This is a genomic window from Herminiimonas sp. NPDC097707 (genome assembly GCF_044761395.1).
GTDB lineage: Bacteria > Pseudomonadota > Gammaproteobacteria > Burkholderiales > Burkholderiaceae_D > Oxalicibacterium.
On record NZ_JBIWCI010000001.1, the window covers coordinates 1,139,470 to 1,154,114 of the forward strand.

A 14,645-nucleotide genomic window follows, 5' to 3' on the forward strand; every position below is an offset into this window, starting at 1 on the left:
CCCCCTACCCAATCACGATTTCATTACCTTGGAGATTCAACATGGCTAAAGCCCCTATGCGTGTTGCCGTCACCGGCGCCGCCGGCCAGATCGGTTATTCCCTGCTGTTCCGCATCGCCAACGGCGACTTGCTGGGTAAAGACCAGCCGGTTATTTTGCAGTTGTTGGAAATCGATAATGAAAAAGCACAAAACGCGCTGAAAGGCGTGATCATGGAAATCGACGATTGCGCATTTCCATTGCTGGCCGGCGTTTCCGCGCACAGCGATCCGATGACCGCATTCAAGGATGCAGACATTGCCCTGCTGGTTGGCGCACGCCCACGCGGCCCAGGCATGGAACGCAAGGATCTGCTGGAAGCCAATGCACAAATCTTCACCGTACAAGGCAAAGCGCTGGATGCAGTTGCGTCGCGCAACGTCAAAGTACTGGTGGTCGGCAATCCGGCCAACACCAACGCATACATTGCGATGAAATCGGCACCGAACCTGCCTGCAAAAAACTTTACCGCCATGCTGCGCCTGGATCACAACCGCGCCTTGTCGCAAATCGCAGCGAAAACCGGCAAGCCAGTCACCTCCATCGAAAAACTGACGGTCTGGGGCAATCACTCGCCAACCATGTATCCCGACTATCGCTTCGCGACAGCAGACGGCAAATCGGTTAAGGAAGCGATCAACGACGAAGTCTGGAACAAAGACGTATTCCTGCCTACAGTCGGCAAACGCGGCGCAGCCATCATCGAAGCACGCGGTGTATCTTCCGCAGCATCGGCAGCCAACGCAGCGATCGATCACGTGCGTGACTGGGTACTCGGCACCAACGGCAAATGGGTCACAATGGGTATTCCGTCGGATGGTTCCTACGGTATCCCGAAGGACACGATGTTTGGTTTCCCGGTGACCACCGAAAACGGCGAATACAAAATCGTTCAAGGTCTGGAAATCGATGCATTCTCACAAGAACGCATCAATCTGACCCTGAAAGAATTGTCAGAAGAACGTGAAGGCGTCAAACACCTTCTGGCTTGATATTAGCTCTGGACGAATGGCTACGGCTATTCGTCCCTCTCCCCTGCCGCCAGCCTTTTTAGCCAGCACACCGCTCATGCATCCGTCCGAAGTTCTCTTTCAAGGCACCTTGCCACCAGTTTCGATTCCAGTCTGCGATCACTATGCCGGCTCAGAAAAACTGATGCGAAAATCACTGGCACTGCAAGCAGAGCTGGGGCCGGTTTTCGACATTACCTTCGATTGCGAAGACGGTGCTGCACATGGCAATGAACAGGCGCATGCACATTTGATCGGCGCATTGATTGCCGGCGAAGAGAATCTGTTCGGTCGCATCGGAGCCCGCGTGCACGATGTCACCAGTGAATTCTTCGAACAGGATATAAAAATCATTCTGCAACATGCTGCAGAACGTCTGGCTTATCTTGTCGTTCCAAAAGTCGACAGCGTGGCCGACGTAGAAAATGCAATCAGCCTCATCAATCGTCATGCAAACGGCCGTACCAACTTGCCGGTACACGTCTTGATTGAAACGCATGGCGCATTGAAAGATGCTTACGCAATCGCCGCCCTGCCGCAGGTCGAATGCCTGTCCTTCGGCATCATGGATTTCGTTTCCGCACATTACGGCGCCATTCCCGGCAACGCCATGCGTTCACCCGGACAATTTACCCATCCGCTGCTGACGCGCGCCAAGCTGGAAATTGCCGCAGCCTGTCATGCGCACGGCAAGACGCCATCGCACAATGTCACGACGGAAATCAACGACACGTCGGTGGTTGCCAGCGATGCACACCGTGCAGCATCCGAATTCGCCTATACACGGATGTGGAGTATTCACCCAGGACAGATCAAACCTATCCTGAAATCATTTGCACCCCAGCTCTCGGAAGTGAACGAAGCAGCGGCTATCCTGTCGCAAGCACAGGCAGCTCAATGGGGGCCTATACAGCACAACGGCAAATTGCACGACAAAGCCAGCTACCGTTATTACTGGACGATACTGCAACGCGCGCAGGCCAGCGGCTTGCCCCTGCCCGATTCGGCCCGCACTATTTTATGAATATGCATTCGTTCACACCAAGCGCATCACCGGCTTGCTGCCAGCGAACTATCAGAATGAATGGAGATTTTGAATGAAAAAATTACTTTATGCTGTCCTGCTGATCGGCGTATCGTCAGCGCTTTCCCCTGCATTTGCAGAAGGAAATATCGTCATCGCAAAAAATGAAGCAACAAAAAAACCAGTTAAAAAGACCGTAAAAAAAGCAGCGCCTGCAGCAGCAACGGCAGCAGGCGCCACGGCAAGCGCTGCCGTCGACGATGATGACGAAGATCTGGGCGAAGCCAATATCGAAGGTTCCATCGTCAACAATTTCAATTGCGAGCTCGGTAACAAGATCACCACTTATTACAACGCCAGCGACGACAAGCATATTGCCATCCGCTGGAAAGACAAAGTCCACCGCATGCGCAGAATCGGCACCAGCACTGGCGCAAATCGTTTTGAGAATCGCAAGGCAGGTCTGGTATGGATCCACATTCCATCCAAAGCCATGTTGCTCGACTCCAGAAAAGGCCAGCAACTGGCCAATGAGTGCAGAGATCCTGAGCAGGCAAAAGCACTGGCCGCAAAAGTAAAGAGTTAACAGTTGGAAATGCTGCCGGCTTCGTCGCTGGTAGTGTGCATAGAATCATTTTCGTATCGGTTATTTTGTATCAAGGAGAACATCATGTCGCGCAACACATTGAATACACTTAAGGAATTCAATATTTCAGGCTCGAAAAAAGGCACGTTTTATTCGCTGCCTGCATTGGGTAAAAAACTGGGCGTGAATATGTCGCGCCTGCCAGTCTCGATCCGCATCGTGCTGGAATCGGTGCTGCGCAATTGCGACGGCAAAAAAGTAACCGAAGAACACATCCATCAACTGGCCAACTGGTCGCCGACTGCCTCACGCACGGATGAAATTCCTTTCGTCGTTGCACGTGTGGTGTTGCAGGATTTCACTGGCGTTCCGCTGCTGGCAGATCTGGCAGCAATGCGTGGCGTCGCAAAAAAAATGGGCAAGAACCCAAAGAATATCGAACCGCTGGTGCCGGTTGATCTGGTAGTCGATCACTCGATCCAGATTGATCATTTCCGCCAGAAGAACGCGCTCGACCTGAACATGAAACTGGAATTCCAGCGCAACAACGAGCGTTATCAGTTCATGAAATGGGGCATGCAGGCGTTCGACACTTTCGGCGTCGTGCCACCGGGCTTCGGCATCGTGCATCAGGTGAATCTGGAATATCTGGCGCGCGGCGTGCACAAACGTAAGGATGGCGGCAAAACCGACGTCTACTATCCGGACACGCTGGTCGGCACCGATTCGCACACCACCATGATCAACGGCATCGGCGTAGTCGGCTGGGGCGTGGGCGGCATCGAAGCGGAAGCCGGCATGCTGGGCCAGCCGGTCTACTTCCTGACCCCGGATGTAGTCGGCGTCAACCTGACTGGCCAGTTGCGTGAAGGCGTGACAGCAACCGATCTGGTATTGACCATCACCGAATTGCTGCGCAAGGAAAAAGTCGTCGGCAAGTTTGTTGAATTCTTCGGCGAAGGCACCGAGTCGCTGTCGCTGACCGATCGCGCCACCATCGCCAATATGGCACCGGAATACGGCGCCACGATGGGCTTCTTCCCGGTCGACGATGCCACTATCGATTACTTCAAGGGCACTGGTCGCACCAAAGCCGAAATCGATGCATTTGAAAATTATTTCAAGGCGCAGGGTCTGTACGGCATTCCAAAATCCGGCGAGATCGATTACACCCACGTGGTCGCACTCGACCTCGGTTCCGTCGCACCATCATTGGCCGGCCCGAAACGTCCGCAAGACCGCATCGAAATCGGTCACGTCAAACAAAACTTCGCCGATTTGTTTGCCAAGCCGGTATCGGAAAACGGTTTCAATAAAAAACCGGAAGATCTGGATGCTACTTATACCAACAGCGATGGCGTCAAAGTCAAAAACGGCGACGTGCTGATTGCCGCGATTACTTCGTGCACCAATACATCGAACCCTAGCGTCTTGCTGACCGCAGGTTTACTGGCCAAGAAAGCAGTTGAAGCCGGCTTGAAAGTCTCACCGCACATCAAGACTTCGCTTGCTCCTGGCTCACGCGTTGTGACCGAATACCTGCAAGCTGCCGGCCTGCTGCCCTACCTGGAAAAACTCGGCTTCGGCGTCACCGCCTACGGTTGCACCACCTGTATCGGTAACGCCGGCGACCTGACCCCTGCGATGAATGAAGCGATTGTACAAAACGATATCGTCGCTTCGGCCGTATTGTCAGGCAACCGCAACTTTGAAGCACGTATTCATCCGAACATCCGCTCCAACTTCCTCGCCTCGCCACCGCTGGTTGTCGCTTACGCGATCGCCGGCAACATGACACGCGACCTGATGACGGAACCAGTCGGTCGCGGCAAAGGCGCCGATGGCAAGATGCGCGATGTGTATCTGGGCGATATCTGGCCGACTTCGCAGGAAGTTTCCAAGCTGATGAAGTTTGCGATGAACGCCAAGGTATTCAAGGACAACTACGCACAAGTCAAAACCGCGCCAGGAAAATTGTGGGAAGGCATCAAGGGCGTCGCTGAAGGCCAGGTCTATGACTGGCCAAGCTCGACCTATATCGCCGAACCACCGTTCTTCAACGACTTCACTATGGAACCGAAAGCTGCTGCAACCGGCATTACCGCTGCACGTGCGCTCGGCGTATTCGGCGATTCAATCACCACCGATCACATCTCGCCTGCCGGTTCGATCAAGGACACCAGCCCTGCCGGTAAATACCTGACCGCAAAAGGCGTGTTGAAAGCCGATTTCAACTCCTACGGTTCACGTCGCGGCAATCACGAAATCATGATGCGCGGCACCTTTGCCAACGTCCGTATCAAAAATCTGATGATCCCTATCAAACCGGACGGCTCGCGTGTTGAAGGCGGCATCACTCGCTTCCAGCCGACTGGCGAAGAAATGTCGATCTACGATGCAGCGATGCGCTACGTCAGTGAAGGCACGCCTACCATGGTCTTCGCCGGCGAAGAATATGGCACAGGTTCGTCACGTGACTGGGCTGCCAAAGGTACGCAGTTGCTGGGCGTCAAGGCAGTAATCGCACGTTCCTACGAACGTATCCATCGTTCCAACCTGGTTGGCATGGGCGTTCTGCCTCTGCAATTCCTCGGCGATGACAGCGTCACCACGCTAGGCATCACCGGCGCAGAAACTTTCGATCTGAAAGGTCTGGAAGGCAATCTGCGTCCGCAGCAGGAAGTCACACTGGTCATCCACCGTGCCAACGGTCAATCGCAGGACGTCAAAGTGCTGTTGCGCATCGATACGCCTATCGAAGTCGATTACTACAAGCACGGCGGCATTCTGCCTTTCGTACTGCGTCAATTGCTGGCAGCCTGATCTTCTTCGTGCGACTCTTGCAGAGTTGCACGAAGACAGCAGCTGCGCAACAGCCGATAACAAAAAGCCGCATGCATCAAGCATGCGGCTTTTTTATTGGCAAACCATGCAATATGCTTGATGAACTTCGCCTCGCATGCGTGGATCAAATCAGATTCAGAGTCTGTGCAAACGCTCTGCCCTGTCAGCAAAATTGCATGTAAGCGCCGGATTACGTTTGCGCTACGTGTAATCCACTACAATACAAGTCTCCGCCTTTCTTCAGATCATTCCTTCATGCGTCGTCCATCTAAAAATACCGCTCTCAAGCTGTCCCCCGATAGTCAACGATTGGCGACGCTCGCCCAGGCAATTATCCAGGCATCCAGCCGCCTGGAAGAACGCAACTGGGAGCGGCAACTGGATTTGCTGTTGCGCAAGCTGCTGAAAGCGCATCATCAGGAAGTCATCGATGCCGCATTTGATCACTTGTTCAAACTGGAATCAGCCGCTTACGATGCCTTGATGGAATGCGCAGAAGCAGCCAGCGAATCCTGCCAGATCGAGCAAGACGGCGTCTGTTACGATGCCCTGCTGATCGCCATGCCCATCCTCGCATGGACACGTTTTTCCATTGCTTCAGGCGCTATCCCGGCTGAGATGGTGACAACCCTGTCGGCGCATTTGCAGGCGCACATGCTGGCGACAGAAACAAAAATGGCCATGATGCCGAATCTGTTTTCTATCGACCAACTACCGCGCAGCCACGCTGAAACCTTCGCCCTCACACAAAAGATGGCACAGGCCGCCTTGAAAGACAGCGCATTGAAGCAGGTTGCACAGCAGCCTGAAACGGCGCCCTTCCTCGCCGATACGCGTTATCTGCTGGCGGTGGTCACTGCCGTTGCAGGCGAACCATTGTTTCGCTGGCAGATCTCGGCCAATTTGCAGGAACGCGACGAAGCCCTGGCGCAATGGAATACACAGGCCATGCCGAATATTGCGCGCCTGTTGCCGGGCTGCGGTATCGAGCTGCTGTTGCCTGAAGCTTATTTTGTTGCCTGCCGCGAAGGCGACAAGCAAATTCGTCCGGCCTCGATACGCGCCGCCGTACACTATCTGACGTACACACTGAATGTCGAACCGAATGACTTGCAAGCCATTATCGGCAGCTTTGGCGAAGAATCTGCCGATGGTCGTGTTGACGAATATCGCATCAGCTTTGCCTTGATGGAAAACATGGAAGTCGTCTACGGCATCGTATGGCCACTCTACGGTCAGGAAGATGACGAAGAGTTGCAATATCGCGCAATGGAAGTACCTAGCGACCCTGTGATTTCGGCTGATGTGGAACGCAAATCGCCGATAGAGGAAATTCTTGCACTACTGGAGGAATGCGGCGTCATTAATGTGAAACGTCATGCCGAATTGTTTGCAATGGAAGTCTGTGACGACTGCGGCGCACCACTCTTTCCCGATATGGATGCGGAACTGACGCATGCGGAAATGCCCGAAGATGCACCGACAGGCTCCACTCATCTGCATTGATGCTGCTGACCGGCGCGGTGTTCACTGCGCCGTATGTATCACCAGACTATGTATGGATGGCGTAACAGGTTGGCGTTGAAATAACGGGCGTCGTCAGTCACTTCTTCCGCGATCCAGTCCGGTTTGGCAAACGCTTGCCCTTCGCTTTCCAGCTCTATCTCTGCAACCACCAGGCCGAGATTGTCGCCGAAGAATTCATCCACCTCCCACACCATGCCCTCGTGCACAATGCGCGTGCGCGTTTTTTCTATCAGGGGCCGCTCGCATAATTTCAATAGCTGATCCGCTTCTGCAACCGGGATTGCATATTCCCATTCGCCGCGCGTAATGCCCTGCATCCGCCCCTTGATTGTCAGCGTGGCGGCATCATCCTCGATACGCACGCGCACCACCCGATCCGGGTGAGTCGACAGATAACCCTGCCGTATTGCCACGCTCTCTCCCAGGGTTTTCCAGAGGCTGCCGCGCACCAGAAATTTTCTTTCGATTTCGACACTCATCGCACTGCCCGCTCCACGTTATGCAGAATCGGCTGCAGAATGTCGCCTCCCAGATTCGCGCTGCGCGCACCGTTCCAGCCGACTTTCGGAACGGGCGAATGTGCATTGTCCTTGAACGGCATCTCCAGCGTCAGCGCTACGCATTTGAATGTATGGCCTATGTATTTGGATGCCAGCGTCAGCATTTCTGCGCGATATTTTCCTGAGGCATAACCGAATTCAGTCTGAAAATCCTCGCTGGCCTGCATGAACTGCTCGATGAATGCCTGCTGCTCGGCAGCTTGCTGCGGTGTAAAGCCATCCAGCATTTCACTACCGGCCACAAACACATAAGGCAAACCTTCATCGCCGTGAATATCGAGAAACAGATCGCATCCGGTCGCATGAATTTTATTTTTGACGTGAAACACTTCCGGGCTATGCGCCAGGGTCGGCGTCATCCATTCCCGATTCAGATTTGCGCCAGTTGCATTGGTGCGCAAATTACCATGGACGGAACCATCCGGATTCATGTTCGGCACGATGTAAAACACAGCATGTCGCAACAATTTTTTCGCAATGGAATTCAAGGGATCAAGCAAGGCATCTATCATGCCTTCGGCAAACCATTCCGCCATCGTCTCGCCCGGATGCTGGCGTGCAATCATCCAGATTTTCCGTTGTGCTGCAGCATCGCCTATCACCAGAACATTCAAATCGCGCCCTTCGACGCTGGAACCCAGATCTTCGACACGCACCAGCGGTGAACTTTGCGCACGCGCCAGCAAGTCCAGATGCCGTTCCCACGAATAAGGCTCGAAATAGGCGTAATACACGCTGTCGAATTGCGGCGTATGCGAGATCGTCATCACGCTGCCATCGTATGCAGTCGGTACGCGAAACCAGTTCTTGCGATCGTAACTGGCTACCGCCTGATAATTCTTCCATCCATCCGGATACGTCGCCTCACCCGCATTCAGGAAACGCAGTATGCAGCGCTCGTCACGCGCGCCCTGCAAGCGGAAATAAAACCATTGGCGGATATCGGCATGCGAATCTTTGCGTAATGTGAGTTCGATGGTCTGTGCCGTTTCGGCGCGCAATACTTCAATCGCACCGGCATCGAAATGAGAGCTTATTTTGATAGACATCGTTTCCTTCTGAAGCAGCTTAACGTTGCCGACAGGATAGCGTAAAACGATGATGGCGCTGCGTCGTATGAAAGGCAGATGTACTGAAAGAAGATGGATTGAAGAGCGGGCTGCTGATTTTCTGTCAGCCTGAACGGCAATCATGCCCCGTCAGACTGCCTGAAGAATTGAATTGGTGCCGGTATATTTTCGAACCGCCGGCTCCGGTAATGAATGCAGTGAAGTGTATAGATCACTGCTCATCGCCGGTATCGGTTAAGCGCTGATGAGGACGTAGGACAAGCGGCAGTTCGTTTGTGCGTGGAAATTTATGTGTAGAAACGCAAGGAGGAAAGTTATTGCATTCAGGCCAAACCGAATTCTTTCAGTGCAGGAAGAAGATTGGCATTTTTATGACCTGAGCGAGTCAGCTTGAGCAAAGCAAAACGTTGCAGATCGCTCAGCGCCGACCATTGCGCAAGGGTCGGCGCCGGCAAAGCCAGTTCCAGCAGCGTAACCAGCACAAGCTGCGGAATCGTATGGCGATCGCTCCAGGCCGGAGACGTTTCTATTTCAACACGCTCGATCAACGCATCCGGATTACCTGCATGCGGCGCCAGCATCGCAGCAAGATGTTCGCGATAGATATTTTTTTCTTCTTCAGAACCACACGGCATCGCGACCAATTGTTCGCGTTCATCACGACTGAGGGTGATCCATGCGGTCAGCGATATCCTTATCCCGCATGCATCCAGATTGAAACGCATCGTCATGGGAATACGACGCAAGGGATAACGCCCGTCCTGCTCGAAATCAAAAAGTCCCAGCATGATCAAATGGCCGAGCCAGTGTTATGTTGATGCAAGTGGTTTTTCTTCATTATTTTTTCGAGTCGACTTCAGGCTTATCGTATGCAGGAATGAAGGGGTCAAGCCGCTACTCAAAACCGTGTTTTTTCAAAATGGCCTGTCCCGTGCTCTCCATTACAAAGCGGACGAAATCTTTTCCAGCGGCCGAATGCAGGCCGGCGGCAATCCCGTAGACACTGCGCACATTCAATTCATCCGGTATCCGCACCACATGCAATTGCGGCACGGCTTTTTTTGTGATCACGGCATTGGTGCAATACATGATGTAGACATCTGCCTTGTCATCTTCAAAGGCCGTAATGTAAGGCAGTTTTTCACCTGGAGCAGGCACACTCGCACCGGAAAGTTTAAGCGCCTTGGCATCCAGCAGTTGATAAATGCCGGGCTGCCTGCCCTCTGCATTTCTGAAAAACTGCCAGGTGTAATCGCCCATGGGATCACTGACCGGCGTCGACGTTGCCACTCGTACAGACGGGCTGCGCAAGACATCCAGCATATTGTCGGCGTGCAGCTTCAGTTCCGGCCTGGCGACCACGCACAGATCGTTATGCGTAAAGACGCTGGATACATCCAGCAATTTTTGTTGCGCCAGTGCATTCGTGTGCTCGATATCCGCCGAAGCAAACACATCCACTTTCGCGCCAGCCTCGATCTCTTTGCGCAACTTTCCAGACGGGCCATACTTTGCCTTGAATGCAGAACCACCTTGTGCTTGATAGGCTGCAATCGTTTCATCCATTGCCGTCTTCAAACTCCCGGCGGCAACCAGCAAAGGCAATTGCTCGGTCGTTTGCGCATGCAAGACACCGTTCCAACCTGAAACCGCCATGGCTGCTCCCAGCATCAACGCTTTAATCGACAGATTATTCATATTCTTCCCCTGAGCAAGTTTGCGCCATAGTACGCACCCTTGAACACTTATCCAATATGACAAAATATGCATATGCGATACAGACGGAACGTACTGAAGAAAGAAAACTGTAACCGCATGATTTGCGTAATACGGGAGCCATAGCGCTGAGCAAAAACATTCAAATCATCAGCGCGGCAATAAGCGTACTTATTGCCGCGCCCATCATCACTCTCGCTCAACCGATACGCAACGATAAACAGGCATTTCAGAAACGAGTCAAGCCGCAGCCAATGCCTGATCCAAATCGGCAATCAGATCATCAATATGCTCTATGCCCACCGACAGTCGGATCATATCTTCTGAAACTCCTGCCTTGGCCAATTCCACCTCATCCAGCTGGCGGTGAGTGGTGGAAGCCGGATGGGTCGCAAGCGACTTGGTGTCGCCGATATTGACCAGTCGCATGAATAACTGCAAGGCATCCAGCGTCCTTGCACCGGCTGCACGCGGATCAGTATCGTTGCTCTTGACGCCGAATGACAAAATCCCCGATGCCTTCCCACCCATATATTTCTGTGCCAATGCATGGTCAGGATGATCCGGCAAACCGGCATACTTGACCCACGCCACTTTTTTATGTGTTTGCAAATATTTCGCCAATGCTAGCGTATTGGTGCAAATACGTTCCATGCGCAGCGCAAGCGTATCGATCCCCTGCAGAAACAAAAACGCATTCATGGGCGCCAGCGCCGCCCCCATATTACGCAATGGCACCACCCGCGCGCGCCCGATGTAGGCCGCAGCACCCAGTGCTTCGGTATACACCACTCCGTGGTAAGACACATCCGGCTCATTCAAACGCTTGAAGCGGGCTTTGTGCTCTGCCCAGGGAAACTTGCCGCTATCGACAATGATGCCGCCAATACTGTTGCCGTGGCCGCCCATGTATTTGGTCAACGCATGCACCACGATATCAGCGCCGTGTTCAATCGGCCGGCACAGATAAGGACTGGGTACGGTGTTGTCCACAATCAGCGGGATGCCGTGTGCATGCGCGATATCGGCCAGGCGGGCAATATCGGTGACGTTGCCAAGCGGGTTACCGATCGATTCGCAAAAAATCGCCTTGGTACGCTCGTCGATATGTGCCGCAAAGGTATCCGGCTCGCTGGAATTGGCAAAGCGTACCTCTATCCCTTGCTGCGGAATGGTATGAGCAAACAGATTATAAGTACCGCCGTAAATCGTCCCGGCTGACACGATGTTGTCGCCGACTTCACAAATGGTCTGGATTGCGGCAGTGATGGCCGCCATGCCGGAGGCCAATGCCAGCGCACCTATCCCGCCTTCAAGCGCGGCGACCCGTTGCTCCAGGACGGCGTTAGTCGGGTTCATGATGCGCGTGTAGATGTTGCCCGGCACCTTCAGATCGAACAGATCGGCACCGTGTTGCGCACTATCGAAAGTGTAAGCAACGGTCTGGTAAATCGGCACCGCCGCCGCTTTGGTAGTCGGGTCAGACGTATAGCCAGCATGCAAGGCAATCGTTTCGAACTTCATGAATACTCCTGTGGAATAAAAATAATCAGAACATTGGTTGCAGACAGAAAATCAGCCACAGCACAGCCGTGTTCAGAATCAGCTATGGCGATGCAGGACAATCAGCCAGCAAATGATATCGCGTCTCTGTACGCCAAAATCCGGTCGATTATAGTTGGCCTTGCCTAAGAATGGCTGAATAGACAAAATTTTGCGCCTTCTATTATCGTGGACTCATGTGCGTATCAAGAAGTTGGAGATGGAGAACGCCAGGCGCAAGAAGATGTATGCAGAAGAACGGCTCAAGTGCAGTAGTTCCGCCTTGATCTGCCTACCTGCCTTCCCCGCTATCCCCTTCGACCTAAATTTAGCAACAATTGGGTTGATAAAAACAATGGTGGTCTGCCCCTATTACTTGTTTTTGTTGCGCCAGTGCTTGCGCGTGATCCGTGGAAGAAGAAGCAAACACATCCACTTTTGCGCGACCTCGATCTCTTGCCGCAACTTGCCGGAGGGTCCGTACTTTGTCTTGAGTGCAGCGCCGTATTGCGCCCGATAAGCCTGCATGCTTTCATCCATCGCCGTACGCGGTCTGCCGGTAGCATCGCCACAGTCTTGCGGTGGCACGGCATCTTGCGCGTGCGCTACACCCGAAAATCCCTGCACTGCCACGATGATTTTCGCCATGAGTGTCTTGATTGAAATATGTTTCATCGCCTGATTAATTGGGCGCATTCTGCGCTGGCGAAGATGAGATGTTTCCATTTTTATACTGTTTTCTGCATAAGCTGGGCGTAAGTTAGTGTGAGTAGTATCGAGTTGCATAAAATAAAAATTACACGCCTGCCGCAGGGAAAAGTCGGGAATTACGTCTTCGCCTGAAGAGCATCGGTGGCATTGAAACTTGTCGTTTTTTAAGTTCACTCTGTACCGTGCCAATCAAAAAAATCAAGGCGCGTCAGATCATTTGCGTGGAGACCGCGATATGTTCAGGAATAAAAACAAAAGTTTTTTCCGATGTTTGACGCGGACTGCCGTGTTGCTGGCAGCAGTTGCGGTAGGTGCCGGATTGGCACTCGGCGTTTCGCAACTGGCTGGCGATACATTGGCGTTGCCGTGGCTGGTATTGATGGCGGCGCTGGTCAGCGCTGGTTTGCTGGAGCTTCTGCACCAGCGGGGCAGCAAGAATGCCCACTTTATCAACAAGGTTGGCAGCGAAATTGATCACATCATGATTGGTGCTGCCGAGACTTCTTTTTTCGTCGATTCGATCAAGAGCAAGATTGCACAGGATGTGCAGGCGGCTAATGGCATCGTTGCCGGTTCCGAGCAAAATGCCAGCACCACTGAGCAAATTGCCGCCAATGCCGAGCGCGCCTCGCAAGTCGCTGCCGAAGTGCGCACCGAAAGTGTTGCCGGCCGCACTGAAGTCAATCGGGGTCTGGAACAGATCGGCAAGGCGCGCGATGATGCGCAGGCCGCCTCCGAAATGATGCGCGTGCTGCAGGAAAAATCGCGTCGTATTCATGGCATCACCGAAGTCATTAGTGAAATTGCTGCCCGCACCAATTTGCTGGCGCTGAACGCAGCCATCGAGGCAGCCCGCGCTGGCGAGCATGGGCGCGGTTTTGCGGTGGTCGCCGGCGAGGTGCGACAACTGGCGCAGCGAACCAAGGAGGCGACCGACGATATCGGCTCCATGGTACGCGCCATCAATGTCGAGGCAGAACGCGCCGCCGGTGGTATGCAGGCGCTCAGTGGCAAGGTGATGGAAGCTTCGCAGAACGTCGCGCGAGTACATGAGTTTCTGGGTAATATCGAGCGCGCTGCCAGCACCTCTGAAGAAGAGATTCAGCAAATTGCACGCGCCTCGCGTGAGCATGTGGAAACCACCCACAGGATTGCGGCCGCCATTCTGGAAATCCGTGACGGCATGCTGGAGACGGATACCGAGTTGCCGCGTGTTGCGGCATCAGCAATGGCCTTGTCGGAACGCGCCGAAGTCGTGTACGACGCGATTGCCGAAAGCGGTGCGGACACTCAGCACGATCCGATCCGCATGATCGCGACCGAGGCGGCACATCAGATCGGGCGAATTTTCGATGACGCGATCGTTGCCGGTCGCATCACTCGTGAAGCTTTGTTTGACCGACATTATCAGCCGCTGCCGAACACTTCACCGCCCAAGCATACGACTCAATTCGATGCCTTCACCGATCGGGTTTTGCCGACGGTGCAAGAGGCAATACTGGATGCCATGCCACAACTCGCTTATGCCGGCGCGGTAGATGACAATGGTTATTTCCCGACCCATAACAAGAAATTTTCCCAACCACTGACTGGCAACTACGATGTCGATCTGGTGAATAATCGCACCAAGCGCATTTTCACTGATCGCACTGGCAAACGCTGCGGCAGCAATACCAAGCCATTTTTATTGCAGACATACAAACGCGATACCGGTGAGGTCATGCACGATCTGTCGGTGCCGATCTACGTCGGCGGCAAGCACTGGGGTGGTTTTCGCATCGGCTACCGTTCCAGTTCGGTGGAGCTGGCGCCGCCAGCAGCAGTGTCATCGCCGGCAATCAGACCGCCGGTGCGAATTGCGAATCAAACCGGAGCAGCCTGAATACAGGCCGCTCATATTTCGACGAGAGCACCTTGATCGGGTCAGATGAAATAGGAAGAGTAAATTCCATAACGCGCATCGAAGTGCTTCAAACTTGAAAATAAAAAAGGGTTATAGACTAAAGTCTATAACCC

Annotated in this window: 12 protein-coding genes; 6 read left to right on the forward strand and 6 right to left on the reverse strand. The window is 53.4% G+C overall.

Going from position 1 to position 14,645, the window contains the following annotated elements; translation table 11 throughout:
- Positions 1 to 41: 41 nt before the first annotated feature.
- The 5 genes from ACIQW9_RS05460 (at position 42) to ACIQW9_RS05480 (ending at position 7,009) form a co-directional block, all read left to right on the forward strand.
- Positions 42 to 1,031, forward strand: coding sequence for a malate dehydrogenase (locus tag ACIQW9_RS05460; protein ID WP_402333930.1), 990 nt, complete (start codon positions 42 to 44; stop codon positions 1,029 to 1,031).
- 76 nt (positions 1,032 to 1,107) lie between these two features.
- Positions 1,108 to 2,073 (forward strand): HpcH/HpaI aldolase/citrate lyase family protein, encoded by a 966-nt coding sequence (locus tag ACIQW9_RS05465; RefSeq protein ID WP_402333932.1) that lies wholly within the window; start codon positions 1,108 to 1,110, stop codon positions 2,071 to 2,073.
- 73 nt (positions 2,074 to 2,146) lie between these two features.
- On the forward strand, positions 2,147 to 2,659 hold the full coding sequence (locus ACIQW9_RS05470; RefSeq protein ID WP_402333935.1) for a hypothetical protein: 513 nt from the start codon (positions 2,147 to 2,149) through the stop codon (positions 2,657 to 2,659).
- Positions 2,660 to 2,743: 84 nt separating this feature from the next.
- Positions 2,744 to 5,482, forward strand: a complete 2,739-nt coding sequence (gene acnA, locus ACIQW9_RS05475; protein WP_402333938.1) for an aconitate hydratase AcnA — start codon at positions 2,744 to 2,746, stop codon at positions 5,480 to 5,482.
- Positions 5,483 to 5,758: 276 nt separating this feature from the next.
- The gene (locus tag ACIQW9_RS05480) at positions 5,759 to 7,009 is read left to right on the forward strand and encodes a DUF2863 family protein (protein ID WP_402333941.1); all 1,251 of its coding nucleotides are present in this window, start codon (positions 5,759 to 5,761) and stop codon (positions 7,007 to 7,009) included.
- A 38-nt stretch (positions 7,010 to 7,047) separates the two neighbouring features.
- On the opposite strand, the gene ACIQW9_RS05485 is transcribed toward ACIQW9_RS05480, so the two are convergent.
- From ACIQW9_RS05485 to ACIQW9_RS05510, 6 genes are all read right to left on the reverse strand, one after another.
- Positions 7,048 to 7,509 (reverse strand): CYTH domain-containing protein, encoded by a 462-nt coding sequence (locus ACIQW9_RS05485; RefSeq protein WP_402333944.1) that lies wholly within the window; start codon positions 7,507 to 7,509, stop codon positions 7,048 to 7,050.
- Entirely contained in the window at positions 7,506 to 8,639 is a 1,134-nt protein-coding gene (locus tag ACIQW9_RS05490; protein ID WP_402333947.1) for a M14-type cytosolic carboxypeptidase, read from the reverse strand. Before ACIQW9_RS05490 ends, ACIQW9_RS05485 begins: the two co-directional genes overlap by 4 nt.
- Positions 8,640 to 8,983: 344 nt before the next feature.
- The gene (locus ACIQW9_RS05495; protein WP_402333950.1) at positions 8,984 to 9,448 is read right to left on the reverse strand and encodes a nitrate reductase associated protein; all 465 of its coding nucleotides are present in this window, start codon (positions 9,446 to 9,448) and stop codon (positions 8,984 to 8,986) included.
- A gap of 106 nt (positions 9,449 to 9,554) precedes the next feature.
- Positions 9,555 to 10,358 carry a molybdate ABC transporter substrate-binding protein gene (gene modA, locus ACIQW9_RS05500; RefSeq protein WP_402333953.1) on the reverse strand — a complete coding sequence of 268 codons (804 nt, stop codon included), beginning with the start codon at positions 10,356 to 10,358 and terminating at the stop codon, positions 9,555 to 9,557.
- A 258-nt stretch (positions 10,359 to 10,616) separates the two neighbouring features.
- Positions 10,617 to 11,900, reverse strand: coding sequence for an O-acetylhomoserine aminocarboxypropyltransferase/cysteine synthase family protein (locus ACIQW9_RS05505; RefSeq protein WP_402333956.1), 1,284 nt, complete (start codon positions 11,898 to 11,900; stop codon positions 10,617 to 10,619).
- Positions 11,901 to 12,290: 390 nt separating this feature from the next.
- Positions 12,291 to 12,704 carry a hypothetical protein gene (locus ACIQW9_RS05510; RefSeq protein ID WP_402333959.1) on the reverse strand — a complete coding sequence of 138 codons (414 nt, stop codon included), beginning with the start codon at positions 12,702 to 12,704 and terminating at the stop codon, positions 12,291 to 12,293.
- Between the two features lie 160 nt (positions 12,705 to 12,864).
- Here ACIQW9_RS05510 and ACIQW9_RS05515 point away from each other — a divergent pair, with 160 nt between their 5' ends.
- On the forward strand, positions 12,865 to 14,511 hold the full coding sequence (locus tag ACIQW9_RS05515) for a methyl-accepting chemotaxis protein (RefSeq protein ID WP_402333961.1): 1,647 nt from the start codon (positions 12,865 to 12,867) through the stop codon (positions 14,509 to 14,511).
- The last annotated feature ends 134 nt before the right edge of the window (positions 14,512 to 14,645 follow it).

What these genes read in the sequence shown, in the direction of transcription:
- ACIQW9_RS05465 (WP_402333932.1), top strand. Translation starts at nt 1,108, where the DNA reads ATGCATCCGTCCGAAGTTCTCTTTCAAGGCACCTTGCCACCAGTTTCG.
- ACIQW9_RS05510 (WP_402333959.1), bottom strand. Translation starts at nt 12,704, where the DNA reads ATGCAACTCGATACTACTCACACTAACTTACGCCCAGCTTATGCAGAA.
- ACIQW9_RS05470 (WP_402333935.1), top strand. Translation starts at nt 2,147, where the DNA reads ATGAAAAAATTACTTTATGCTGTCCTGCTGATCGGCGTATCGTCAGCG.
- ACIQW9_RS05485 (WP_402333944.1), bottom strand. Translation starts at nt 7,509, where the DNA reads ATGAGTGTCGAAATCGAAAGAAAATTTCTGGTGCGCGGCAGCCTCTGG.
- ACIQW9_RS05505 (WP_402333956.1), bottom strand. Translation starts at nt 11,900, where the DNA reads ATGAAGTTCGAAACGATTGCCTTGCATGCTGGCTATACGTCTGACCCG.
- ACIQW9_RS05480 (WP_402333941.1), top strand. Translation starts at nt 5,759, where the DNA reads ATGCGTCGTCCATCTAAAAATACCGCTCTCAAGCTGTCCCCCGATAGT.
- ACIQW9_RS05495 (WP_402333950.1), bottom strand. Translation starts at nt 9,448, where the DNA reads ATGCTGGGACTTTTTGATTTCGAGCAGGACGGGCGTTATCCCTTGCGT.
- ACIQW9_RS05460 (WP_402333930.1), top strand. Translation starts at nt 42, where the DNA reads ATGGCTAAAGCCCCTATGCGTGTTGCCGTCACCGGCGCCGCCGGCCAG.
- acnA (WP_402333938.1), top strand. Translation starts at nt 2,744, where the DNA reads ATGTCGCGCAACACATTGAATACACTTAAGGAATTCAATATTTCAGGC.
- ACIQW9_RS05515 (WP_402333961.1), top strand. Translation starts at nt 12,865, where the DNA reads ATGTTCAGGAATAAAAACAAAAGTTTTTTCCGATGTTTGACGCGGACT.
- ACIQW9_RS05490 (WP_402333947.1), bottom strand. Translation starts at nt 8,639, where the DNA reads ATGTCTATCAAAATAAGCTCTCATTTCGATGCCGGTGCGATTGAAGTA.
- modA (WP_402333953.1), bottom strand. Translation starts at nt 10,358, where the DNA reads ATGAATAATCTGTCGATTAAAGCGTTGATGCTGGGAGCAGCCATGGCG.